At 62.3% G+C, this 25,207-nt stretch carries 20 protein-coding genes; 11 read left to right on the top strand and 9 right to left on the bottom strand.

The window, feature by feature from the left end; translation table 11 throughout:
- Positions 1–37 precede the first annotated feature (37 nt).
- Positions 38–1,369: an MFS transporter gene (locus DJFAAGMI_RS04830; protein WP_419095590.1), complete on the bottom strand. Its 1,332-nt coding sequence runs from the start codon at positions 1,367–1,369 to the stop codon at positions 38–40.
- A gap of 347 nt (positions 1,370–1,716) precedes the next feature.
- Between DJFAAGMI_RS04830 and cyoA the strand changes: the two genes are divergently transcribed.
- The 9 genes from cyoA (at position 1,717) to DJFAAGMI_RS04785 (ending at position 9,557) form a co-directional block, all read left to right on the top strand.
- On the top strand, positions 1,717–2,772 hold the full coding sequence (gene cyoA / locus DJFAAGMI_RS04825) for a ubiquinol oxidase subunit II (protein WP_148729290.1): 1,056 nt from the start codon (positions 1,717–1,719) through the stop codon (positions 2,770–2,772).
- Positions 2,773–2,834: 62 nt separating this feature from the next.
- Entirely contained in the window at positions 2,835–4,841 is a 2,007-nt protein-coding gene (cyoB, locus tag DJFAAGMI_RS04820; protein ID WP_003055500.1) for a cytochrome o ubiquinol oxidase subunit I, read from the top strand.
- The gene (cyoC, locus tag DJFAAGMI_RS04815) at positions 4,834–5,466 is read left to right on the top strand and encodes a cytochrome o ubiquinol oxidase subunit III (protein WP_003055501.1); all 633 of its coding nucleotides are present in this window, start codon (positions 4,834–4,836) and stop codon (positions 5,464–5,466) included. Before cyoB ends, cyoC begins: the two co-directional genes overlap by 8 nt.
- The gene (gene cyoD, locus DJFAAGMI_RS04810) at positions 5,467–5,892 is read left to right on the top strand and encodes a cytochrome o ubiquinol oxidase subunit IV (protein WP_034352369.1); all 426 of its coding nucleotides are present in this window, start codon (positions 5,467–5,469) and stop codon (positions 5,890–5,892) included. It begins immediately after the preceding gene.
- A gap of 8 nt (positions 5,893–5,900) precedes the next feature.
- The gene (locus tag DJFAAGMI_RS04805; RefSeq protein ID WP_211456147.1) at positions 5,901–6,683 is read left to right on the top strand and encodes an SURF1 family protein; all 783 of its coding nucleotides are present in this window, start codon (positions 5,901–5,903) and stop codon (positions 6,681–6,683) included.
- A 119-nt stretch (positions 6,684–6,802) separates the two neighbouring features.
- Positions 6,803–8,104, top strand: coding sequence for an ATP-binding protein (locus DJFAAGMI_RS04800; protein WP_043002953.1), 1,302 nt, complete (start codon positions 6,803–6,805; stop codon positions 8,102–8,104).
- 15 nt (positions 8,105–8,119) lie between these two features.
- Positions 8,120–8,656, top strand: a complete 537-nt coding sequence (locus DJFAAGMI_RS04795) for a response regulator transcription factor (protein ID WP_211456146.1) — start codon at positions 8,120–8,122, stop codon at positions 8,654–8,656.
- 156 nt (positions 8,657–8,812) lie between these two features.
- Entirely contained in the window at positions 8,813–9,232 is a 420-nt protein-coding gene (locus DJFAAGMI_RS04790; RefSeq protein ID WP_211456145.1) for a polymerase, read from the top strand.
- A 73-nt stretch (positions 9,233–9,305) separates the two neighbouring features.
- The gene (locus tag DJFAAGMI_RS04785; protein WP_211456144.1) at positions 9,306–9,557 is read left to right on the top strand and encodes a hypothetical protein; all 252 of its coding nucleotides are present in this window, start codon (positions 9,306–9,308) and stop codon (positions 9,555–9,557) included.
- 167 nt (positions 9,558–9,724) lie between these two features.
- Here the strand turns inward: DJFAAGMI_RS04785 and clpA are convergent, their stop codons facing one another.
- From clpA to dnaE, 3 genes are all read right to left on the bottom strand, one after another.
- Positions 9,725–12,049 carry an ATP-dependent Clp protease ATP-binding subunit ClpA gene (gene clpA, locus DJFAAGMI_RS04780; RefSeq protein WP_211456143.1) on the bottom strand — a complete coding sequence of 775 codons (2,325 nt, stop codon included), beginning with the start codon at positions 12,047–12,049 and terminating at the stop codon, positions 9,725–9,727.
- A 62-nt stretch (positions 12,050–12,111) separates the two neighbouring features.
- Entirely contained in the window at positions 12,112–12,477 is a 366-nt protein-coding gene (gene clpS, locus DJFAAGMI_RS04775) for an ATP-dependent Clp protease adapter ClpS (protein WP_029158698.1), read from the bottom strand.
- Positions 12,478–12,675: 198 nt separating this feature from the next.
- A complete protein-coding gene (gene dnaE / locus DJFAAGMI_RS04770; protein ID WP_211456142.1) occupies positions 12,676–16,209 on the bottom strand; it encodes a DNA polymerase III subunit alpha in 3,534 nt (1,177 codons plus the stop codon).
- Positions 16,210–16,446: 237 nt separating this feature from the next.
- Between dnaE and DJFAAGMI_RS04765 the strand changes: the two genes are divergently transcribed.
- Entirely contained in the window at positions 16,447–17,238 is a 792-nt protein-coding gene (locus tag DJFAAGMI_RS04765) for an outer membrane protein assembly factor BamD (protein WP_029158697.1), read from the top strand.
- Between the two features lie 52 nt (positions 17,239–17,290).
- Here DJFAAGMI_RS04765 and DJFAAGMI_RS04760 read toward each other — a convergent pair whose 3' ends face one another.
- Complete coding sequence (locus DJFAAGMI_RS04760) at positions 17,291–19,375, bottom strand: DNA repair helicase YoaA (protein WP_211456141.1); 2,085 nt, start codon at positions 19,373–19,375, stop codon at positions 17,291–17,293.
- Positions 19,376–19,511: 136 nt separating this feature from the next.
- On the opposite strand from DJFAAGMI_RS04760, the gene DJFAAGMI_RS04755 reads away from it, so the two are divergent.
- Positions 19,512–20,285 (top strand): PP2C family protein-serine/threonine phosphatase, encoded by a 774-nt coding sequence (locus tag DJFAAGMI_RS04755; RefSeq protein WP_211456140.1) that lies wholly within the window; start codon positions 19,512–19,514, stop codon positions 20,283–20,285.
- Positions 20,286–20,372: 87 nt separating this feature from the next.
- On the opposite strand, the gene DJFAAGMI_RS04750 is transcribed toward DJFAAGMI_RS04755, so the two are convergent.
- From DJFAAGMI_RS04750 to odhB, 4 genes are all read right to left on the bottom strand, one after another.
- Entirely contained in the window at positions 20,373–21,128 is a 756-nt protein-coding gene (locus DJFAAGMI_RS04750; protein WP_211456730.1) for a hypothetical protein, read from the bottom strand.
- A 67-nt stretch (positions 21,129–21,195) separates the two neighbouring features.
- A complete protein-coding gene (gene zapE, locus DJFAAGMI_RS04745) occupies positions 21,196–22,293 on the bottom strand; it encodes a cell division protein ZapE (protein WP_043002960.1) in 1,098 nt (365 codons plus the stop codon).
- A 153-nt stretch (positions 22,294–22,446) separates the two neighbouring features.
- Entirely contained in the window at positions 22,447–23,874 is a 1,428-nt protein-coding gene (gene lpdA / locus DJFAAGMI_RS04740; RefSeq protein WP_034352346.1) for a dihydrolipoyl dehydrogenase, read from the bottom strand.
- Positions 23,875–23,955: 81 nt separating this feature from the next.
- A complete protein-coding gene (gene odhB / locus DJFAAGMI_RS04735; protein WP_003079542.1) occupies positions 23,956–25,197 on the bottom strand; it encodes a 2-oxoglutarate dehydrogenase complex dihydrolipoyllysine-residue succinyltransferase in 1,242 nt (413 codons plus the stop codon).
- Positions 25,198–25,207 lie beyond the last annotated feature (10 nt).

Raw genomic sequence — 25,207 nt, 5'->3', positions numbered from 1 at the left:
CAGCACCGGGCGTTTTGCAGAGAAGCGAGCAACCTTCCTATTGATCGCGGGCCTCGATGGCACGGTTGATACCCAGGGCAGCCAGCGTGCACAAGGCGCCAGACAGCAGATAGATACCCAGAGCCACCAGACCGAACTTGGCCGAGACGCCCAGGGCGACCAGCGGAGCGAACGCCGCACCGATGAGCCAGGCCATATCCGTGGACAGGGCCGCGCCGGTGTAACGATAGCGCGACGAGAAGTTGGAAGTCACCGTGCCCGATGCCTGACCGTAGGACAGGCCCAGCAGCACAAAGCCCACCAGGATGAACACATTGTTGCCGGTGCTGCCGCTGCCCAGCAGCCAGGGCGCCAGGAAGCTGAAGATACCGATCAGGCAGGCCATGGTGCCCAGGGTGTTGCGGCGACCCACTCGGTCCGCCAGCCAGCCCGACAGCATGATGGCCCCGCCAGCCAGCAGCGCGCCGATGATCTGCACCACCAGCACTTCGGTCATGGACTGATCGGAGTACATGGAGATCCAGGACAGCGGGAACACGGTCACCAGGTGGAACAGCGCAAAGCTGGCCAGTGCGGCGAAAGCACCGATCATCACATTGCGGCCTTCATTGGCCATGAGACTGGTCACGCTGATGGGCTCCAGCTCACGCTCCTGCAGAAGCTGGGTATAGGACTGCCCCACGACCAGACGCAGGCGGGCAAACAGCGCCACCACGTTGATGGCAAAAGCCACGCAGAAGGGATAGCGCCAGCCATAGCTCATGAACTCGTCCGCCGACAGGCTGGAGTACAGATAGGCAAACAGCGCTGCCGCAATGATGAAGCCCAGCGGCGCCCCGAGCTGGCCGATCATCGAGTACCAGCCGCGCTTGTTCGGCGGTGCAGACATGGCCAGCAGCGAGGGCAAGCCGTCCCAGGAGCCGCCCAGCGCCAGCCCCTGGCCGATGCGCAGGATCACCAGCGCCCAGACGGCCTTCATGCCGGCGACCTCATAGCTGGGCAAAAAGGTCATGCCCACCGTGCAGACGCCCAGCAGGAGCAGCGCCAATGTCAGTTTGGTGGCACGCCCCCAGACCCGCTGCACGGCCATCGACAGCGCCGTGCCTACAGGGCGGGCCACGAAGGCCAGCGAGAAGATGGCAAACGCGGCCAGCGTGCCGTCGAGCTTGGACAGATAGGGAAACAGCAGCGAGGGAAACACCAGCACGCAGGCGATGCCGAACACGAAGAAGTCAAAGTACTCGGAAGAGCGCCCTATGATCACGCCCACCGCGATCTCGCCAGGGGTCACATCCTCATCGGTTTCCGCATAGGCCAGGGTTTCCGAGTTCTCATAGTCTTGCTGAGTAAGACCAACGGACGGGTTCATGCTTGTCATAAAGGTACAACTCCTTGTCTTACTTTTCAGTCCCGGGGACGCTTTCCGTTCTACGCCCAAGCATGTGCAGCTGCAATAGAGTTTTTGCCCTGAACCCTGTCAGCCCAGCCCTCGGCAGAGGGGGCCTGGTGGGGCAAATTTGACAATTTCAAGCCCTGTCAGCGCAAAGTTTGTCCGCCTTTAAAAGGCGCTAAACCCTTGTCGCGTAGCGTATTTTCAAGACCAGGCCCTTGACCTTGGACAAAATGTCCAATGGACAACCACCGGTTTGGTATTACATTTGCCGAGATCCAGTAATCCGCGTTTACACCTAAGCGCGACTTTGTCACGCCTAAAGCATGTTAAAAATCAAGGAAATCCGTGGGCCCGCGTGGCTCTCAGCGGCCGCTTTGACCGCAACCCTCGCCGGTTGCAGCAAGGCCGTCGTCCTCAACCCAGCTGGCGATGTCGCCAAGCAGCAAGGCGATCTGGTCATTACGGCCACTTTGCTGATGTTGCTCATCATCGTCCCCGTCATCTTTTTGACGCTGCTGTTTGCCTGGAAATACCGCCAGTCCAACACCGAAGCCAAGTACGACCCCGAATGGCACCACTCCACTGCGCTGGAGCTGGTGATCTGGACGGTTCCCCTGCTCATCATCATCGCTTTGGGCGCCATTACCTGGATCAGCACCCACAAGCTCGACCCCTATCGTCCTCTGGACCGCATCTCCTCCACCAAGGCGCTGGACCCCAACGTCAAGCCCCTGGAGATTCAGGTCGTGTCCCTGGACTGGAAGTGGCTGTTCTTCTACCCCGAGCAAGGCATCGCCACCGTCAACGAAGTGGCTGCCCCGGTGGACCGCCCCATCCGCTTCAAGCTGACCTCCACCAACACCATGAACGCGTTCTACGTTCCTGATCTGGCCGGCATGATCTACACCATGCCCGGCATGCAGACCGAACTGAATGCCGTGATCAACAAGCCCGGTGTCTATGGCGGCAAGTCCTCCCATTACAGCGGCGCTGGCTTTGCTGGCATGACCTTCAAGTTCCACGGTCTGGAAAACCAGCAGTTCGACCAGTGGGTGGCCCAGGCCAAGAGCGAAGGCAAGACCCTGACGCGCGACGCCTACCTCGACCTGGCCAAGCCCAGCGAGCGCAACCCCGTTGAACGCTTCGCCAGCGTGGACGAAGGCCTGTACAACAAGGTCCTCAACCGCTGCGTGGAAGACGGCAAGATGTGCATGAACGAAATGATGGCCATCGACGCCGCCGGCGGCAAGCCACCGGCACACCACGGCAAGACCTCCAGCGTGACCCTGCCCCTGGATGTCTGCACTTCCAAAGACGCTGACCGCGTTGTCGCCCTGCTCGACGAAGTCGCCGCCTCCGGAGCTGTCGCACAGCAATAAGTAGTTCACGGTGCGGATGCGCTCACCGCTCAGCCGCTCCAATACGACAAAAGAGACTCAACATGTCTGAAACAACAACCCCGGCCTCCCACTGGCTGTTGGGCCGTATCACATGGGACCAGATTCCCATGACGCATGAGCCCATCGTGCTCTTGACCTTTATTGCCGTGGTGCTTGGCGGCCTCGTCGTGGTCGGCGGCATCACCAAGTTCCGCCTCTGGGCTCCGCTGTGGAACGACTGGATCACCTCCATCGACCACAAGAAGATCGGCATCATGTACATGATCCTCGGTCTGGTCATGTTCCTGCGCGGCTTTGCCGATGCCGTGATGATGCGTCTGCAGCAGTCCATGGCCTTCGGCGACAACATGGGCTACCTGCCTCCTCACCACTACGACCAGATCTTCACGGCCCACGGCGTGATCATGATCTTCTTCGTGGCGATGCCCTTCGTGACCGGCCTGATGAACTACCTGGTTCCTCTGCAGATCGGCGCACGTGACGTGTCCTTCCCGTTCCTGAACAACTTCAGCTTCTGGATGACCACCGGCGGCGCCGTGCTGGTGATGATCTCCCTGTTCCTGGGCGAGTTCTCCACCTCCGGCTGGCTGGCACTGTCCAATCTGGGGCACCAGAGCGGCAGCACGGGTCTTGATTACTACATCTGGGGCCTGCAGGTCGCCGGTGTCGGCACGACCTTGTCAGGTATCAACCTGATCGTGACCATCATCAAGATGCGCGCTCCCGGCATGAACCTGATGAAGATGCCCGTCTTCACCTGGACTGCCCTGTGCACCAACGCCCTGATCGTGGCCTCCTTCCCCGTGCTGACCGCAGCCCTGGTGCTGATGTCGCTGGACCGCTACGTCGGCACCAACTTCTTCACGAACGAGCTGGGCGGCAACCCCATGCTGTACGTGAACCTGATCTGGATCTGGGGCCACCCCGAGGTCTACATCCTGATCCTGCCCTGCTTCGGCGTGTTCTCCGAAATCGTGGCAACGTTCAGCCGCAAGCGTCTGTTCGGCTACACCTCGATGGTTTACGCCACCGTGTGTATCACCATCCTGTCCTACCTGGTGTGGCTGCACCACTTCTTCACCATGGGCTCGGGTGCCAGCGTGAATACCTTCTTCGGTATCACCACGATGATCATCTCCATCCCCACGGGCGCGAAGATCTTCAACTGGCTGTTCACCATGTACCGCGGCCGCATCCGCTTCTCGGTGCCCATGCTGTGGACGGTGGGCTTCATGGTCACCTTCGCCATCGGCGGCATGACCGGCGTGCTGCTGGCCGTGCCTCCCGCTGACTTCGTGCTGCACAACTCGCTGTTCCTGATCGCCCACTTCCACAACGTGATCATCGGCGGCGTGGTGTTTGCCGTGTTTGCCGGCATCAACTACTGGTTCCCCAAGGCTTTCGGCTTCCGACTCAACGAGTTCTGGGGCAAGGCTTCGTTCTGGTTCTGGCTGGTCGGCTTCTGGGTTGCCTTCACTCCCCTGTACATCCTGGGTCTGATGGGCGTGACTCGCCGTGCCAACCACTTTGACGATCCCTCGCTGCAGATCTGGTTCATCATCGCTGCCTGCGGTGCTGCCCTGATCGCTGCCGGTATCGGCTGCTTCTTCATCCAGCTGGCCGTGTCCATCTGGAAGCGCGACGAGCTGCGTGACGTGACAGGCGACCCATGGGAAGGCCGTACTCTGGAATGGGCCACTTCCTCGCCCCCTCCCCAGTACAACTTCGCCTTCACCCCCGTGGTGCACGACATCGACGCCTGGACCGACATGAAGAAGCATGGCTATCAGCGTCCGCTGAGCGGCTTCGAGCCCATCCACATGCCCGCCAATACCGGCGCCGGCGTGGTGATTGCCGGCCTGTCCACCGTTCTGGGCTTTGCTCTGATCTGGCATATGTGGCCTCTGACGATCGCTTCGTTCGTCGCGACCATCCTGGCTTCGATCATTCATACCTTCAACTACAAGCGTGACTACTACATCCCTGCGGCCGAAGTGGCCACAACGGAAGAAGCACGTACCAAGCAGCTTGCAGCAGCCCATGTCTAATACACATATCAACGCTGGCGGCGCAGCCGCCCTGGCTACTCGCGAGTACCACCTCGCGCACGAGCCCCATCCGGAAAACGGCACCTCGCTGGGCTTCTGGCTCTACCTGATGAGCGACTGCCTGATCTTTGCCGCACTGTTCGCCACCTATGGCGTGCTGGGCCGCAGCTATGCAGGCGGCCCCTCGGGCAAGGATTTGTTCGATCTGTCGCTGGTGGCCGTCAACACGGCCTTCCTGCTGATGTCGTCCATCACCTTCGGCTTTGCCATGCTGCAAAAGCAGAAGAAGAACGTGAACGGCACTCTGCTGTGGCTGGCCGTCACCGGTCTGCTGGGCGCGGCCTTCCTGGCCGTGGAACTCTATGAGTTCCACCACCTGATCCATCAAGGTGCGACGCCTCAGAGCAGCGCCTTCCTGTCGTCCTTCTTCACGCTGGTGGGCACCCACGGTATCCACGTGACCTTCGGTCTGGTCTGGCTGATCACCCTGATGATCCAGATCAAGAAGCACGGCCTGATCAACGAGAACGTGCGCCGTATCAACTGCCTGTCCATGTTCTGGCACTTCTTGGACGTGGTCTGGATCGGTGTGTTCACCTTTGTGTATCTGATGGGGGTGCTGTAAATGAGCGCACACGATATCCACGCCGGTCATGACGATCACCACGATCACGACGACCTGCACGTCACCATGGGCGACTATGTGAAGGGCTTCATCCTGGCCGTCATCCTGACAGCCATCCCCTTCTACCTGGTCATGAACAACGTCATCACCGACCGCACCACGGCCGTGGCCGTGCTGGGCCTGTTCGCGGTGGTCCAGGTGCTCGTGCACATGGTGTACTTCCTGCACATGAACGGCAAGATCCAGGGCGGCTGGACCATGCTGTCCACCATCTTCACGGTGATCTTCCTGGCGATTGCGATCTCCGGCACGCTTTGGGTCATGTTCCACATGAACACCAACATGATGCCCGGTCATGAAATGCACCAGGCCGCAGGCCATGCAGATCACGCAGGTCACACGGCTCCCGCAGCTGTCACACCTTGACTGACCTCATGAAGAACCAGAGCGCTGCGCGGCAGCGCTCTCCCTTCGCCAAGGCGATGCTCGCGTTTGTGGGCATCGCCTTGTTTTTAGGGTTCATGGCTCTGGGCACCTGGCAGGTGCAGCGCCGCGCCTGGAAGCTCGACCTCATCGAGCGCGTGGAGCAGCGCGTGCACAGCGCCCCCGTGGCGGTTCCCGAGCCCGGCCAGTGGCCGCAGATCAATGCGGCCAGCCACGAATACCTGCCCGTCAAGGCGCAGGGCCAATGGCTGGACAGGCAAAGCGTGCTGGCCAAGGCCTTGACCGAAGCCGGCGCGGGCTTCTGGCTCATGACGCCGCTGCAGCTGGCCGATGGCACACAGATTCTGGTCAACCGCGGCTTCACGCCCGAGAAGCTGCGCAGCCAATGGCTCAAGCAGATTGCCGAAGCCGGCCCGTCTGCCGAGACCGTCACCGTCATCGGCCTGATGCGCATGAGCGAGCCCGGCGGCGGCTTTCTGCGCAAGAACGATCCCGCCAACGACCAGTGGTACTCGCGCGATGTCGCCGCCATCGCCCAGGCCCAGGGTCTGAGCAGGCCCGCCCCCTACTTCATAGACCAGGGCGTGCCCGCCAGCAACCCGGCCTATGCCAAGGCAGAGGCCGGCACCGAAGTCCTGCGCCCCGGCATGACGGTCATCCGCTTTCCGAACAGCCACCTGGTCTATGCCCTGACCTGGTATGGGCTGGCCATCATGGTGCTGGGAGCGGCCTGGCTGGTACGCCGGCATGACAAGGCAGTTGCCGCAAGCTGATGCCTCCCTGAAAAGCGCTCCCCGGAGCGCTTTTTTTCGGCCCGTTCAAACTGCTCCTACATCAGGAACGCATAGCCCCAGAGGCGTCCGTGGCAGCCGCGCTCGGTGACAATTGCGCGGTGAGCCAAATTTCCGATTCCCTGTTTCGCGTACAGCGCCTGACCGAGCGGCAGAACATGCAGCTGCTGATTCAGCTGCGCTGGATTGCCGTGGTCGGCCAGGTCGTCACCATCTCGCTGGTGCACTACGGCTTTCAGATTGCCCTGCCCCTGCTGCCCATGGCGCTGGTGCTCGTGGCCCTGGTGGCCACCAACCTGGCCTATATCTACTGGAGCCAGGGCCTGCACCGGCCCGTCACCTCGCGCAGCGTCTTCTATGCGCTGCTGGCCGATGTGCTGGCCCTGACCATTCAGCTGTACCTGAGCGGCGGCGCCAGCAATCCCTTTATCTATCTGTATCTGCTGCAGGGCATTCTGAGTGCCGTGCTGCTGCCCGCCCACTACACCTGGTGCGTGGTGGCAGCCTCCTTTGTCGGCGTCATGGGCCTGACCCTGTTTCACCAGCCCCTGCATGTGCAGTTCGTGAGCCAGGAAGGCCTGCCCAGCCTCTACGTGGTGGGTGTGCTCATCAGCTTTGCGCTGACCAGCATCCTGACCATCGTCTTTCTGACGCGCATCGTCGAGAACACGCGCCGCCGCGACAAGCGCATCTCCAATATGCGCCAGCGCGCCAGCGAGGAAGAGCACATCGTGCGCCTGGGCCTGCTGGCCACCGGCGCGGCCCACGAGCTGGGCACGCCCATGGCCACCATGTCCGTGATCCTGGGCGACTGGCAGCATATGCCGGCACTCATGCAGGACGAGGATCTGCGCGAGGACCTGCAGGAAATGCAGCGCCAGTTGCTGCGCTGCAAGTCCATCGTCTCGGGTGTGCTGCTGTCGGCCGGCGAGACCCGGGCCGAAGGCACGGAGAGCACCACCTTCGCCAGCTTTGTACAGGGCGTGGTCAGCCACTGGCAGGCCCACAACAGCCTGCAGCACTTTGCGCTGCACCAGCAGGGCGTGAAGGACTTCGCCATGCTCTCGGATACTGCATTGCAGCAAATGATTTGCAATTTGCTGGACAATGCCCTCGAAGCCTCGCCCGACTGGGTGGAGCTGACCCTGAGCAGCGATCACGACCAGATACGCATCCAGGTGCGCGATCATGGTCCGGGCTTCGATGCCGCCGTGCTGCAGCAACTGGGCCAGTGCCATGTCTCCACCAAGCAGGAGCGTCCCGGTCGCGGCCTGGGCCTGTTTCTTGTCACCAACGTGGCCCGCGCCCTGGGCGGCCGCGTTCATGCCGGCAATCTGCCGGCTCAGCAAGGCGGAGGTGCTCTGGTGGAGGTCAGCCTGCCCCAGTCCGCTCTCGCGATTTAAGACATTGTTGTTTGCATGGAAGAAGACCGTTTACTGCTGCTGGTTGAAGATGACGCGGCATTTGCACGCACGCTCAAGCGCTCGTTCGAGCGCCGGGGCTACCGCGTGCTGCATGCCACCAGCGGCGAAGAAGTGCAGCTGCTGCTGACCCAGCACCGGCCGCAATATGCGGTCATGGACCTGAAGCTGGCCGGCAATGCCTCGGGCCTGAACTGCGTGCAGATGCTGCATCTGCACAACCCCGATGCGCTGATCGTGGTGCTCACCGGCTACGCCAGCATTGCCACGGCCGTGGAAGCCGTCAAGCTCGGCGCCTGCCACTACCTGGTCAAACCCTCGAACACCGACGATATCGAAGCTGCCTTCGGCCGCATCGAGGGCCGCACCGATGTGGAAGTCAGCAGCCAGACCACCTCCATCAAGACGCTGGAGTGGGAGCATATTCACGAGACCCTGGCCGAGTCCGGCTTCAATATCTCCGAGGCCGCACGCCGCCTGGGCATGCACCGGCGCACGCTGGCGCGCAAGCTGGAAAAGCGCCAGGTCAAGTGAGCGGCATCAAGCGTGAACAGCAATGTTGATAGCTTCTTGCGCTCTTCAGCATTGCCTTTCAAGTACAAAAGTATCTGAAATCGTTATGCAGCAAGCGATAACAGCTCCTTTTTTCATTGACTTCGCGGCGGAGTCCCCGCGCACCGGCAGGCGTCCATGAAGCAGCAGCAACCCCGACTCATAGGAGCCACCGGCCTCGCTCTGCTGGTTCTGTCCTATGCGATGGCCCTGCCCTGGCTCGTGCGCGGCGAAGCCGTGCATCTGGTGCCCTTTCTGTGCGCCCTGGTCTTTGGCTGCTGCCTGATCCGCCCTCTCAGTGTCGCCTTCCAGCGCGCGCCAGTGCCTGCCCGGGCGGCAGCGCTGCTGTTCCTGGCCCTGATCGCAGCAGCCGTCGCCTTCATCGTGGCCGGCGGACATGGCCAGCGCCTGCTTGCGCATATGCGGACCCTGCCGCTGTGGCAGGTCAACCACCTCTTCTTTCTGTTTTTTGCCCTGCTGCCGCTGAGCAAGGGCATCATCGTCGCCGCGCTCAATTTCGTCAGCATGGTCGCGCGCGGTACCGCAGGCAAGCCTTAGGCAGGCGCCGGATCCAGCACCGTCTTCTCGCAGCAGCCCGCCACCATCTATAGTTGCTGCGGAGATGCACATCATGAAAACCCTGGGCCGACTTGTTCTCTCTGCCTTTCTGGCACTGCTTGCCAGCCTCGCCGTGGCGGCGCTTTTTCTGCCGTTTCACAGCATCTTTCTGCCGCCCGACGGGGTCAGCTGCCTGAATGAGGGCATCTCGGGATGCATGCGCGCCCTGGAGATAAGCCTGCTGGTCTACGGCCCCTTGTTCTGCATCATCGGCGTTCTGATCGGCACACCGGTCTTCATGCTGCTTCTGTACCTGCGCGACTGATCAGGCAATGCTGCCCCGGCATTCATGCAGGGCCCATCACGGGCCGCAGGCCAAAAGAAGGTAATTCCAGGCCGGGCGGGCAATAAAAAACCGGCGGTGTCTCCACTGCCGGTTTTTTGTTTTCAGCGCCCCTCATGGGCGCCGGCGAAAGCCTGAATCAGCCCGCCTCAATCGGCGACCGCCTGCTCGGGCTCGGCCTTCGGGGCGTCCTTGGGCAGCTCGGTAATGGTGAGCTTGACATCACCCTTGCCTTCGTTGCCCGCGTCGTCCCAGTCCACCTCCAGGCGTCCGCCGTTGGTCAGGCGACCGAACAGCAGCTCATCGGCCAGCGAGCGGCGGATGGTGTCCTGGATCAGGCGCTGCATGGGGCGTGCACCCATGAGCGGATCGAAGCCCTTCTTGGCCAGATGCTTGCGCAGCTCGTCGCTGAAGGTGACGTCCACCTTCTTCTCGGCCAGCTGCTGCTCCAGCTGCAGCAGGAACTTGTCGACCACGCGCAGAATGATCTGCTCGTCCAGCGGCTTGAAGCTGACGATGGCATCCAGACGGTTGCGGAACTCGGGCGTGAACAGGCGCTTGATATCGCCCATTTCATCACCAGCCTCACGCGGATTCGTGAAACCGATGGTGGCCTTGTTCATGGTCTCGGCGCCCGCATTCGTGGTCATGATGATGATCACATTGCGGAAGTCGGCCTTGCGTCCGTTGTTGTCGGTCAGCGTGCCGTGATCCATGACCTGCAGCAGCACGTTGAAGATGTCCGGATGCGCCTTCTCGATTTCGTCGAGCAGCAGCACCGAATGCGGCTTCTTGGTCACGGCCTCGGTCAGCAGACCGCCCTGGTCAAAGCCCACATAGCCGGGAGGCGCGCCAATCAGTCGGCTGACGGCATGACGCTCCATGTACTCGGACATGTCGAAGCGGATCAGGTCCACGCCCAGGATATAGGCCAGCTGTTTGGCCGCTTCCGTCTTGCCGACGCCCGTGGGGCCGGAGAACAGGAAGGAGCCGATCGGCTTGTCCGGCTTGCCCAGACCCGAGCGCGCCATCTTCACGGCCGACGAAAGCACTTCCAGCGCCTTGTCCTGGCCGAAGACCACGCTCTTCAAGTCGCGCTCCAGCGTCTGCAGCTTGCTGCGGTCGTCGTTGCTGACATTGGCCGGCGGAATGCGGGCGATCTTGGCCACGATGGCTTCGATCTCGGCCTTGCCGATGGTCTGCTTGCGCTGCGCTTCGGGAGCGATGCGCTGGGCAGCACCCGCCTCGTCGATCACGTCGATGGCCTTGTCGGGCAGGTGACGGTCGTTGATGTACTTGGCCGACAGCTCGGCCGCCGCCTGCAGGGCTTCCTGCTCGTAGGTGATGCTGTGGTGCTCCTCGAAGCGGGACTTCAGGCCCTTGAGGATGTCCACGGTCTCGGCCACGGTAGGCTCGACCACATCCACCTTCTGGAAACGGCGCGACAGAGCCGCGTCTTTTTCGAAGATGCCACGGTATTCCGTGAACGTGGTCGCACCGATGCAGCGCAGCTGGCCGCTGGACAGCGCGGGCTTGAGCAGATTGGACGCATCCAGCGTACCGCCCGAGGCCGCACCGGCGCCGATCAGCGTGTGGATTTCATCGATGAACAGGATGGCGTGCGGCTTGTCCTTGAGCGACTTGAGCACGCCCTTGAGGCGCTGCTCGAAATCGCCGCGGTACTTGGTGCCGGCCAGCAGCGCGCCCATGTCCAGCGAATAGACCACGCCTTCCTTGAGCACATCGGGCACCGTGCCTTCGGTGATGCGCCAGGCCAGACCCTCGGCAATCGCGGTCTTGCCCACGCCGGCTTCGCCCACCAGCAGCGGGTTGTTCTTGCGGCGGCGGCAGAGGATCTGGATGGTGCGCTCCACCTCGTACTCGCGCCCGATCAGCGGATCGATCTTGCCTTCCTTGGCTGCCTGGTTCAGGTTCAGCGTGAACTGCTCCAGTGGCGATGCTTTTTCATTGCGCTCGCCCGCAGCGCCTTCTTCGCTTTCCGAAGGAGATTCGGCCTTGGCGGGCTCGGGCGGCTCGCCCTTCTTGATCCCATGGGCGATGTAGTTGACCACGTCCAGGCGTGTGACGCCCTGCTGGTGCAGGTAGTACACGGCATGCGAGTCCTTTTCGCCAAAGATGGCCACGAGCACATTGGCGCCCGTCACCTCTTTCTTGCCATTGCCCGTGGACTGCACATGCATGATGGCGCGCTGAATCACACGCTGGAATCCCAGCGTGGGCTGCGTATCCACCTCTTCGGTGCCGTCCACCTGCGGCGTGTTGTCCTTGATGAAGTTGGACAGCGATGAACGCAGGTCGTCGATATTGGCCGCGCATGCGCGCAGCACTTCAGCTGCACTGGGGTTGTCCAGCAGGGCGAGCAGCAGATGTTCCACGGTGATGAACTCGTGGCGCTGCTGCCGGGCCTCGACAAACGCCATGTGCAAGCTGACTTCCAGTTCTTGAGCGATCATGTGCGACTCCTTTCGGCTTGCTTGGTTGACTCTCTGCTAACTAATCTGAGGGCGGTCGGCGCTTATTCAACAGGCTCGAATGTGGCCTGCAGCGGATGACCCGCTTTCTGGGCCGCCTGCAGCACCTGCTCGACCTTGGTCGCCGCCACGTCCTGGCTGTAGACGCCGCAGACACCGCGGCCGTCCAGGTGAATCTTGAGCATGATCTGCGTGGCCGATTCACGATCCTTGCCGAACAGCTCCTGCAGCACGGCAATCACGAACTCCATGGGCGTGAAGTCGTCGTTGAGCATCACGACCTGGTACATGCGTGGCGGCTGCAGCCGCTGGCGGCGGCGTTCAAGCACCAAGGAATCACCATCGTCAGGCGTTCTGATCGCTGGCGAGACCGGGGGAATTGATGGGGGTTGGGTAGCCATGAAATCCATTCTAGCGAGCCGTTGCAATGTTTTTGCGCTGGCATATGCATAGCATTGTTAGGGATTTCAAGGCGGCCGGAAGCAAATTTGACAAAACCACGGGAAATCCATGGAAATCCCTTACCCAGCAAGCGCCATGCGCTATCAAAAAATCAAGCTCCCGTCCGACATTTACCGCTGCGCTGCCGAAGCGGCAGCCCTTGGCGGCTATTCATAGACCACTTTGACCTGGCCTGCCGCAGCCGAGCCATACCAGGCGGCCAGTGCGGCATCGGTGGGATAGAAGCGGCTGCTCTCGCCCAGCGCCAGCTCGCAGCTGGCAGAACCACGCTCGTCGCGGCAGATCAGGTCCAGACGCACCTTGACGCCATGATTGAGATTGCCGTTCTCGGTTTCCTCGACCTTGGCCGGGAACTGGCGCAGCAGCGCCGGCACATCAGGCATCTTCTCGCCCACGCTGACCTGCAGATAGCGCGCAAAACGACAGCGCGCATCGGCCAGGCTCCACATTTGCTGCACCTTCATGCGCAGGCCGCCGCTGAAGCGGTCGGGCTGAAGCCGCCCCGAAACCACGACAAACTCGTCTTCCTTGAGCACATCGGCGCAGGCTGCCATGGTTTTTTCGTCGACCGAGGCCTCGATCACCGCCGATTTGTCGTCCAGCGTGAAGATGCTGAGCCTGCCGCGCTGGCCGTTGATGGTGCGCAGCCCGCCGATGATGCCTGCCATGGTCTGCGGCTCGCGGCTGTCGCGCATCTCGCCGATCGGCGTGCGCACGAAGCGGCGCACCTCGGCCTCGACCTCGTCGAACAGATGGCCCGTCAGATAGAAGCCGATGGCAGTCTTCTCCAACGTCAGCTTTTCCTTGACGCCCCAGGGCAGCACATCGGCCATGGGCGGCTCCGCCGTGCTCGATCCCAGCGCGTCATCGCCCATCATGTCGAACAGGCCACCCTGATCGGCATTGGCAATCGAGGTCGCCGCAAAGCCGAAGGCGGTGTCCAGCGTCGCCATCAGCGATGCACGGTTCATGTCGATGGAATCAAAGGCGCCGCCCTTGATCAGCGCTTCCACCGTCCGCTTGTTGATGCGGCTGCGGTCCACGCGCAGGCAGAAGTCGAACAGGCTCTTGAACGGACCTGTCTCGTGCCCGTTGGGGCCTGTACCCTCGCCGTTGCGCGCGGCCACGATGGCTTCGATGGCCGCCTGACCGGTTCCCTTGATGGCCCCCAGGCCGTAGCGTATGACCTTGTCGGTCACCGGCTCGAAGCGGTGCACGCCGCGGTTCACATCGGGCATCTCGAAGGTGATGCCCATCTTGAGCGCGTCCTCGTACAACACCTTGAGCTTGTCGGTGTTGTCCATTTCCACGGTCATATTGCCGCAGTAGAACTCGGCTGTGTAGTGGACCTTGAGCCAGCCCGTGTGATAGGCCAGCAGGGAGTAGGCTGCCGCGTGCGACTTGTTGAAACCGTAGCCCGCGAACTTCTCCATCAGGTCGAAGACCTCGTCGGCCTTTTCCTCGCTCAGTCCGTTCTTGGCCGCCCCCTCGCGGAAGATTCCCCGGTGCTTGACCATCTCCTCGACTTTTTTCTTGCCCATGGCCCGGCGCAGCAAGTCGGCACCGCCCAGCGAGTAGCCGCCAAGCACCTGGGCGGTCTGCATCACCTGCTCCTGGTAGACCATGATGCCGTAGGTTTCGGCCAGCACCGACTCGACCAGCGGATGCGGGTACTCCACGACCTCCTGCCCGTGCTTGCGGGCAATGAAGGTGGGAATCAGGTCCATGGGGCCGGGTCGATAGAGGGCGTTCAGCGCGATCAGGTCTTCCAGGCGCGAGGGCTTGGCTTCCTTGAGCATCTGCTGCATGCCGCGCGATTCAAACTGGAAGACGGCTTCGGTCTTACCATCGGAGAACAGCTTGTAAGTCGGGTAGTCGTCCAGCGGAATGTTCTCGAACTGGAAGTTCTCCTGACCCTTGTGGCGCTTCATGATGAATTCGCGCGCAATCTCCAGAATCGTCAGCGTGGCCAGACCCAAGAAGTCGAACTTCACCAGGCCCACGGCCTCCACATCGTCCTTGTCGTACATGGCCACGGCCGAGGTACTGCCGGGCTGCTGGTAGAGCGGGCAGAAATCGGCCAGCCTGCCCGGCGCAATCACCACGCCGCCGGCGTGCATGCCGATGTTTCGCGTCATGCCCTCCAGGCTCTGCGCCATCTCGATCAGGGTCTTGACGTCCTCCTCGCGCTCGATGCGCTCGGCCAGGATGGGCTCTTCCTTGATGGCGTAGGTGTATTTGTCGCCTTCCTTGGGCGGATTGGGCGGGTACTTGAGCGTGACATGCAGACCGGGCTTGTTCGGGATCAGCTTGGAGATGCCGTCGCAGAAGGTGTAGCTCATGTCCAGCACGCGGCCCACGTCGCGGATGGCCGCACGCGCGGCCATGGTGCCGAAGGTGGCGATCTGGCTGACGGCATCGCGGCCGTAGCGGTCCTTGACATAGTCGATCACGCGGTCGCGGTTCTGCTGGCAGAAGTCCACGTCAAAGTCGGGCATGGACACGCGTTCGGGGTTCAGGAAACGCTCGAACAGCAGGTTGTACTCCAGCGGGTCGAGATCGGTCACCTTGAGCACATAGGCCACCAGCGAGCCGGCACCCGAGCCACGGCCCGGCCCCACTGGGCAGCCGTTGGCCTTGGCCCATTTGATAAAGTCCGACACGATGAGGAAGTAGCCCGGAAAGCCCATCTTCATGATGGTGCCCAGCTCGAACTCCAGCCGCTCCACATAGCGCGCACGTTGGGCGTCGCGCTTGGCCGCATCGGGATAGAGGTGCACCAGACGCTCCTCCAGCCCCTGGTACGACTCGTGGCGGAAGAACTCGTCCATGCTCATGCCGGACGGCACGGGAAAATTGGGCAGCTGCGGGTTGCCCAGCTCCAGCGTCAGGCTGCAGCGGCGCGCAATTTCGATGGTGTTCTCGATCGCGCTCGGAATGTCGGCGAACAGCTGCGCCATCTCGGCAGCCGTCTTGAAATGCTGGTCGCGGGTGAACTTGCGCACCCGCTTGGCATTGCCCAGAATCTCGCCCTCGGCGATGCAGACCCGGGCCTCGTGCGCCTCGTAATCATCGGGCTTGGCATACTGAATCGGGTGGGTAGCGACCACCGGCAGGTTCAGGCGGCTGGCCAGCTTCACGGCCGCGAGCACATGCGACTCGTCATCGGGACGGCCCGCGCGCTGCAACTCGATATAGAAGCGGTGCGGGAACATGGTGGCCAGACGCTGGGCAATCTCGGCCGCGCCCTTTTCATCGCCACGCGTCAGGGCAATGCCCACAGGACCGGCCTGTGCGCCGGACAGCACGATCAGTCCCTCGCCCAGCTCCTGCAGCCATTCCCACTTGTGCTGGGCCTGGTCGCGCACCACATTGCGCGTCCAGCCGCGTGCCAGCAGCTCGGCGATATTGTGGTAACCCTGGCGGCTCTGGACGAGAACGATGACCCGCGAAGGCGGCGCATCGCCCAGCCCTTCGAGCACGATCTCGGCTCCCAGCAGGGGCTTGACGCCCTTGCCGCGACCTTCGCGGTAGAACTTGATGCCGCCAAACAGATTGTTGAAGTCGGTAATGGCCATCGCCACCTGCCCGTCTTCGGCAGCAGCCTTGATCATGGCATTGACGCGGGTGGTTCCGTCGACGACGGAAAATTCGGTGTGCAGGCGCAGATGGACAAACATGGCCGCTATTGTAGAAAGAGCGCTTCGTCCTTGCGGGCTCAATGCCACTAGATTCGCTGCCGCAGCGTAAAGACGCGGTCAACTCGCCGGCGCGGGGCAGCGGCCCATTACAATGCGTCGATCCTTTTTCAGGAAGGTCCGGGTCGGGTGGTGTATGGTGTGGGTTTTGCGCCTTGCCGCCAGATGCGACGGGCCTGCCTCCCATCACCGCTAATGATTGTCAGAAAACTGTCCACCATGCCGCGTATTTCCCTGACTCTAGTCCCTGCCGTGTTAATCGCCGCCACGCTGGCGGGATGCTCCAGCACCAAGGACGACCCGACGGCCAAGTGGACACCCGAGCGCATCTATACCGAAGCGCGCGACGAATCTTCCTCGGGTGCCTATGACAAGGCCGTGCCGCTGTTCGAAAAGCTTGAAGGCCGCGCCGCCGGCACGCCTCTGGCCCAGCAGGCCCAGCTGGAAAAAGCCTATGCCCAGTACAAGGCCGGCGAAAAAGTGCAGGCACTGGCCACGCTGGACCGCTTTACCAAGCTGCATCCGGCCAGCCCCGCCATGGACTACGCCCTCTATCTCAAGGGCCTGGTCAACTTCAACGACAACCTGGGCATGTTCGGCTGGCTGACCCGCCAGGACCTGTCCGAGCGCGACCAGAAGGCCGCCAAGGACTCCTTCGAGTCCTTCCGCGAGCTGGTGACCCGTTTTCCCGACTCCAAGTACTCGGATGACGCCCGCCAGCGCATGCAGTACATCGTGAACTCGCTGGCCCAGTACGAGGTCCATGTCGCCCGCTACTACTACAGCCGCGGCGCCTATGTTGCAGCCATTGCCCGTGCCCAGACTGCCATCAAGGACTACCAGAACGTGCCCTCGGTACGCGAAGCCATGGTCATTCTCGTCAAGTCCTACGACGCTCTGGGCATGACACAGCTGCGCGACGATGCCAAGCGCGTGCTGGAGCAAAGCTACGGCGCGAATGCCGAGCAAGGCGTGGAAAAGAAGAGCGAGTCCTGGTGGAAACTCTGGTAAGCAGAGCCCTCCGGGCCTAGAAGCAAAAGGATGCGCCTGTGCGCATCCTTTTTCATTTCCGCGTTTCCGAGTCCGCCGCAGCCCCCGGCTCGCTGTCGCTGCGGCCGGCTTGCACCTTGAGCAGCTCCAGCGCCTCGTCGAACTCAGATGGACCGGTCAGCACGCGCATGGGCGGCAATGCCGACATCAGCTTCGCTCCATAGCCCATGGTGACCAGGCGGCTGTCACAGATGACCAGCACACCGCGATCGGTTTCGCTGCGAATCAGGCGCCCTGCTCCCTGCTTGAGAGCCAGGGCCGCCTCGGGCAGCATGTAATCATGGAACGCTGCTCGCCCCACACTCTCCAGCAACCGGGAACGGGCCTCGACCAACGGGTCGTCGGGAGGCGGAAACGGCAGCTTGTCGATAACCACCAGCTGCAGCACGTCGCCGGGAAGGTCCACTCCCTCCCAGAAGGTGGCGGAAGCCACCAGAATCGCGCCTCGCCCGGCCCCAGCCCCCGCAGCCATGAAGCGCTGGATCAGGGCCAGCTTGGGCGCTTCACCCTGCACCAGCACATCAAGATCGGCAAACAGTCCCAGATTCGAGCGCAGCGATGCGCTGATGGCCTGCAAGGCCTTGATGGTGGTGGTCAGCACCAGGGTGCGGCCACCCAGGCGCTGAGCTGCATCCAGCACCAGCTGGGCGACCTGCTCACTGTGCTGCGCGCTGCCGGCCGCAGCAAAGGGCTGGGGCACATAGATACCGGCCTGCCGGTGGTAGTCGAACGGGCTTTCCACCTGCAGCACCTGTGCGCCGCGCAGGCCGCAGGAATCGACAAACCAGCTCAGCTGGGCGTCATTGCCCAAGGTGGCCGAAGTGAAGATCCAGGCCTTCTTCCTTGACGGATCGAGTTCCTCGCCCTGGCTCGTGCCCGCATCCTCCAGCGAGCGCTGAAGCAGTCGCTGCTGCATGATGCGGGCAATCGACAGCGGCGACTCCAGCATGCGCAGATACTGCGCGCCAACCTCCAGCCAGCGCACGCACTCGTCGTCAGCGGCAGATGCAAAGCGCGCCAGCCTGGCCAGCAGCTCTGCACCGCGCTCGTACAGGCGCTGCAAATCGGTGGCAGCCCCCTCCAGGGCGGAAAGCGGAACCAGCAGGGCGCGCAGACTCTGCCCCAGGCGCACCAGGGCCGCCCGCCATTTCACCGGATCCAGCCCCTGAGGGGTCACGGCCTGCCATGCCAGCCGCCCGCCGACCGGAGGCTTGCCGGCCTGCAGGCGCAGCTCGCGCATGGCCTGCTCCAGCGTGGCACAGAGCACCAGCCAGTCAGCCATGCCGCGTGCATGCTCCTGGGTCAGGCGCAGGGCATCGCGGGCGTAACCCACCAATTGGTGGCTCGACAGGGCCTCGCCCGCAAACTGCACCCCAATGTCGTTGAGCTGATGGGCCTCGTCTATCACCACCACCCCGGTATTGGGCAAAAGGTGGGCCATGCCGCTGTCGCGCACATCGAGATCAGCAAACAGCAGATGGTGGTTGACCACCACCACATCGGCTTCCAGCGCCTGCTGCCGAGCGTGATTGACATGGCAGCCCTGCCAGTGCGGGCAGTCCGAGCCCAGGCAGTTGTCCTTGGTGGAGGTCACCAGCGGCAGGGCGGCGGAGCGCTCGTCCAGCGCCGTCAACTCGGCCAGGTCACCGGAGCGCGTGACTCTGGCCCAGCGCTCCACCTCCGCCACGGCCCGCAGCACCTGCGGATCCTGAGGAGCCGTACGCCCCTGGCGCACGCGCTCCAGCCGTTCCATGCACAGATAGGAGGAACGGCCCTTGAGCCTGGCCATGCGTAGCGGCAGGCCCAGACCATGAACCAGGCGCGGCAGGTCACGGGCAAACAGCTGATCCTGCAGTGCCTTGGTGGCCGTGGACACCAGCACCCGCTGACCGCTGAGCAAGGCGGGCACCAGATAGGCATAGGTCTTGCCCACGCCCGTGCCGGCTTCCACCACCAGCACCTGGCCCTCCTCTATGGCGCCAGCGACCGCCAGCGCCATGCGGGTCTGGCCCGGACGCGGCGTAAACGCAGGCTCGGCCAACGCGAGCCCGCCCTGCGGCGCAAACACCTGCGCAACCGCCTGCTGCAATTGAGTCAAAACCGTTTCACCTTCTCACAAGCCAGGTCAGTACGACCTCACATAAGATCTCGAATATTCGCCAAGGCCTGGCCTCGGGCCGATAAAATGTAACGCAACGTTAAATAGCGCTCCGCGAACGCATTCGCACACACTCATGTCATCCAGCTACCGCATTCAGGCGGCCACCGGCATTCACCGCGGCGACCGGGAATATCAGCAGGACCAGGTCCTGCTCATGGCACACCCCTATGCCAAGGGCTGCATTCTTGGCGTTGTAGCCGACGGCATGGGTGGGCGCAGCGGCGGCCGCAAGGCTTCCGACCAGGTCATGCTCACGGCCCGTCAGCTTTTCGAGCGCTTTGAGCCTGCCAAGGAAGACTGCACGCGCCTGCTACGCACCATTGTGCAGGATGCCCACACCGTGATCCGCCTTACGGCCATCGCGGCAGAGCAGGAGCCCCACAGCACCATCGCTGTCTTCGTGGTGCTGCCCGACAATCGCTGCCACTTCATGCACTCCGGCGATTCACGCCTCTACCATTTTCGCGGCGCCGCCCTCGTGCATCGCTCGCTTGATCATTCCTATGTGCAGGCACTGGTCGATCGCGGCGAACTCACCGAGACCGAAGCCCAGCACCATCCCCAGTCCAACATCCTGTTGGGCTGCCTGGGTGCCGAGCCGCTACCGCCCATGGCCCACCATGTGATCGAAGAACTGCAGCCCGGTGACAGCCTGATGGCCTGTTCGGACGGGGTATGGCATTACTTCACCACACAGGAGCTGGGCACGGTGCTCGACGGCCTGTCGCCACGCGAAGCCTCCCAGTTTCTGATCGAGAAAGCCAGGCGGCGTGCAGCAGGCAGTGGCGATAATCTCTCGCTGGCCATACTCAAGCTGGATACCTCGGTCGCTGAAGCCAGCGTCTGAAGAAAGCCCCGGTTAAGACAGCCCATGCCTGGCGGCCATGCAGGTGATGGCGGGCCGCAGGCCCTGCGCGCCTGATTCAGCCATCCCTCAGGGCGCAGGAGCAGGCAACGGCGCCGATGTCTGACCGCGCTCCTTGGCCTGCTGCAAAGCCCTGGCCTTGTGCTCGGCCGCAGCCTTGAGCTTGGCGTCGTAATCCGCCTTGGCCTTGGCCTCGCGCTCGGCGCGCCCCTGGTCGGCCTGTGCGCGGTTTTGCTCGTGACGACGCACATAGTCGGCCTGCTTGCCAGCACGCTGCTGGGCCTCGGTCTGGCGCTGGGCCTGCGCCGCCTGCTCGTCAACCGCAGGCTTGGCGCCCGAGCCCTTGGGCTGGCTGTTGCCGCTCTTGTCGCGCTGCTGCGACTTCATGGGCACGGCAGCGTTCTCGGCTTTCTTCTCTTCGATGGCCTGCAGCTTGGCTGCGGCCTTTTCCTTGCGCTCGGTGTCGTTGATTTCCAGCTCGCGCGCACGCAGCGGCGCGTCTTTCTCTCGGGCAGCCCTGCGGGCATCGGCCAGACAGCCTTCCACTGCAAACTTCTGGTAGCAGAGCTTTTCGTCGGCCACGCGCTGCTGCTCGATGACGGCGCGCTTGCTGACAATCTCGTCGCGCTCGGCTTCGCGTTGCTTGTGCAGATGCTGGCGCGCCTTCTCGGCCACCTCCTTCTGCACCTGCTTGTCGGTCTGCGCCGTCGCATCCGCCTTTACCTGGGCCATGGCCGGTGCGCAGGTCAGGCAGACCGCGGCCAGAGGCGCCAGTGCAAGGCCTGCAATGCGGTGGCGGATCAGCTGGGCAAAGATAGTGGGCATCGTCATCAACTCGGAACTCGAAGTACAGGCTGGCATCTTAAAGCCGCAGGCAGTTGCCCGCTGGCGATCAGGTCAAGCTGGTGTCCACCACGCGGCGCTCAAGCGCCAGATATTCCTTGGAGCGCATCTCGTTCAGGCGCGAGACGGTGCGCGGGAACTCGTGGGACAGCGGACCTTCGGTATAAATCTTCTCGGGCGGCACGGCTGCCGACAAAATGAGCTTGACGTGGCGATCGTAGAGCACGTCCACCAGCAGCGTGAAGCGCCGCGCGGCCGAAGCCATGTTCACATGCAGCTCTGGCACATCGGACAGCAAGATGGTGTGGAACTGCGTGGCAATTTCAAGATAGTCGTTCTGCGAGCGCGGGCCGCCGCAGAGTTCGCGGAAGTCAAACCACACGACGCCGCCGGCACGGCGCTTGGCCGCGATCTTGCGGGTCTCGATCTGCATCACGGGCTCTTCGTCATGGGCTTCGGCTAGGCGATCGAAGGTCTCCTGCATCGCGGCATCGGCCTCCGGACCCAGCGGGCAATGATAGAGCTTGGCGTCTTCGAGAGTGCGGCGGCGATAGTCGGTGCCGTTGTCCACGTTCACCACTTCCATGCGTTCCTTGAGCAAGGCAATCGCAGGCAGGATGCGGTCGCGGTGCAGGCCGCCAGGATAGAGGCCGTCGGGCTCGAAGTTGGAGGTGGTCACAAAGCCCACGCCATTGGCAAACAGCGACTCGAGCAGCTTGTAGAGAATCATGGCGTCGGTGATGTCGGCCACATGAAACTCGTCAAAGCAGATCAGCTTGTACTTCTTGGAGATCTTGGCGCCGAGTGCATCCAGCGGGTTCTGCGTACCCTGCATCAGGTGCATCTCGCGATGCACCTCGCGCATGAATTCGTGAAAGTGCAGGCGCACCTTGCGCTTGAGGGGCACGGCGTTGAAGAAGCATTCCATCAGAAAGCTCTTGCCGCGTCCCACCCCGCCGTACATATAGACGCCCTTGGGCAGGTCGGGGTGATTGATCAGTTTCTTGAGAGCATTGGAGCGCTTGCCCTTGTACACAGTCCACTCGTCAGCGCAGCGTTGCAAAGCGTCGACTGCACGCAGCTGCGCCGGATCGCTTTTGAAACCCTTGGCGGCCAGCTCCGCCTCGTAGGCTTGTCTTACATTCACCGTCTTGTCTCCAGATGCTCAAAAAAACAATAGCTGCTACCGCTTATGCAATAAGCGTTAGCAGCCATTTTGTGCGAAATTCTAAAAGAAACTCAGCCTGCGCGCGGGCACTTCACAGCCATGTCAAAACCTGCGCGCAAGACTGAAAAAATCTTAGAAGTTCAGCGTGCGCTTATCCACGGCCAGAGCCGCTTCCTTGGTGGATTCGGACAGCGAGGGGTGAGCGTGGCAGATGCGGGCGATGTCTTCGCTCGATGCCTTGAACTCCATGGCCACCACGGCTTCGGAAATCAGCTCGGACACCATCGGACCCACCATGTGCACGCCCAGGATCTCGTCGGTCTCGGCATCGGCCAGGAACTTGACCATGCCGGTCGTGTCGCCCAGCGCGCGCGCGCGGCCGTTGGCCAGGAAGGGGAAGGAGCCCGCCTTGTACTTGACGCCTTCGGCCTTGAGCTGCTGCTCGGTGCGACCCACCCATGCCACTTCGGGGCTGGTGTAGATCACCGAAGGCAGAGTGGCGAAGTTGACATGACCGTGCTGGCCGGCAATGCGCTCGGCCACGGCCACGGCTTCCTCTTCAGCCTTGTGAGCCAGCATGGGGCCGCGCACCACGTCACCCACGGCCCACACGCCGGGCAGGTTGGTCTTGCACAGATCGTCCACCACGATGGCGCCGCGCTCGTCCAGGGCCAGGCCCACGGCTTCGGCGTTCAGGCCGATGGTGTTGGCGGTGCGGCCGATCGACACGATCAGCTTGTCCACTTCCAGCGTCTGGGCTTCGCCCTTGGCATTGGTGTAGGCCACGGTCACGCCCTTCTTGCCGGACTTGACTTCACCGATCTTCACGCCCAGCTCGATCTTCAGACCTTGCTTGTCGAAAGCCTTCTTGGCTTCCTTGGCGATCTGCTCGTCGACCACGGGCAGGAACTTGTCCATGCCTTCGAGCACGGTCACTTCCGTGCCCAGACGACGCCAGACCGAACCCATTTCCAGGCCGATCACACCGGCACCGATCAGGCCCAGCTTCTTGGGAGCCTTGCCCAGGCTCAGAGCGCCGTCGTTGGACAGGATGTTTTCTTCGTCGAAAGCCACGCCGGGCAGAGCACGGGCGTTGGAGCCAGTGGCCACAACGATCTGCTTGCCGGTGATGACTTCTTCTTCCTTGCCGGCAACCTTGATTTCATAGCCGCCTTCGACAGCCTTGACGAAGGAACCACGGCCGTGGAAGAAAGTGACCTTGTTCTTCTTGAACAGGTACAGGATGCCGTCGTTGTTCTGCTTCACGATCGCTTCCTTGCGGGCGATCATTTTGGCCACGTCCATCTCGACCTTGCCGGTGGAGATGCCGTGATCGGCAAAGTGCAGCTTGGCATGCTCGAAATGCTCGGAAGACTGCAGCAGCGCCTTGGAGGGAATGCAGCCCACGTTGGTGCAGGTGCCGCCGGGAGCAGCGCCGCCAGCGGCGTTCTTCCACTCGTCGATACAGGCGACGTTGAAACCCAGTTGTGCAGCGCGGATGGCAGCGATGTAGCCGCCGGGGCCTGCGCCGATCACGACGACGTCAAATTGCTTGCTCATGATTTGAATCTTTTCTCTGTTTAACTCGAAAAAAGCCCACCGCTTTTGGTGGTGGGCTTTGTAGAAGCTCGATCTGCTGAATTACAGATCAAACAGGAGGCGAGAAGGATCTTCCAGCGCGTCCTTCATGGCCACCAGGCTCAGCACGGCTTCGCGGCCGTCGATGATGCGGTGGTCATAGGACATGGCCAGGTAGTTCATGGGACGGATCACGATCTGACCGTTCTCGACCACGGCGCGATCCTTGGTGGCGTGCACGCCCAGAATGGCGGACTGAGGGGGGTTGATGATGGGAGTGGACATCATCGAACCGAAGGTACCGCCATTGGAGATGGAGAAGGTACCGCCGGTCATTTCTTCAATGCCCAGCTTGCCTTCCTTGGCCTTCTGACCGAATTCGACAATCTTCTTTTCGATGTCGGCGAAGCTCATTTGGTCTGCATTGCGCAGGATGGGCACCACCAGGCCGCGAGGCGAGCTCACGGCGATACCGATGTCGAAGTAGCCGTGGTAGACGATGTCGTTGCCGTCGATGGAGGCGTTGACGGCGGGGAACTTCTTCAGTGCATGCACTGCAGCCTTGACGAAGAAGGACATGAAGCCCAGCTTCACGCCATGTTCCTTGGTGAACTGGTCCTGGAACTTCTTGCGCAGTTCCATCACGGGAGCCATGTTCACTTCGTTGAACGTGGTCAGGATGGCGTTGGTCGCCTGGGATTGCAGCAGACGCTCGGCAATACGGGCGCGCAGACGTGTCATGGGCACGCGCTGCTCGGGGCGGTCGCCCAGGTTTTCCTTGGTCACGGGAGCTGCCACCTGAGGCAGAGCTGCCTTGGGTGCGCCGGTGGGGATGGCTGCGCCGGCCTTGATGGCACCCAGGGCGTCGCCCTTGGTCACGCGGCCGTCTTTGCCTGTGCCTGCCACGTTGGCAGCGGACAGGTTGTTGTCGGCCAGGATCTTGGCGGCAGCAGGCATGGCCACGCCGCTCTTGTCGGCGCCGGCAGGAGCCGCGGCCACGGGGGCTGCGGCAGGAGTCGCAGCAGCAGCGGGGGCGGCTGCAGGAGCAGCAGCACCGGCGACGGCTTCGGAGTCGATCTTGGCGATCACTTGCTCGGCAGCCACGGTTGCGCCGTCGCCTTGCAGGATTTCGGTGATCACGCCAGCCGAAGGAGCGGGCACTTCCAGCACAACCTTGTCGGTTTCGATTTCGATGAGGATTTCATCGATGGCCACTGCCTCGCCGACCTTTTTCTTCCAGGTCAGCATGGTGGCTTCAGTGATGGATTCGGACAGCTGGGGGACTTTAACTTCAACGATTGCCATTTTGAATTCT

It is taken from the genome of Comamonas brasiliensis, from assembly GCF_018292285.1.
Lineage (GTDB): Bacteria > Pseudomonadota > Gammaproteobacteria > Burkholderiales > Burkholderiaceae_C > Comamonas > Comamonas brasiliensis.
Note: the sequence above shows the minus strand (reverse complement) of the source record. Positions and strands in the feature narration are given on the sequence as shown.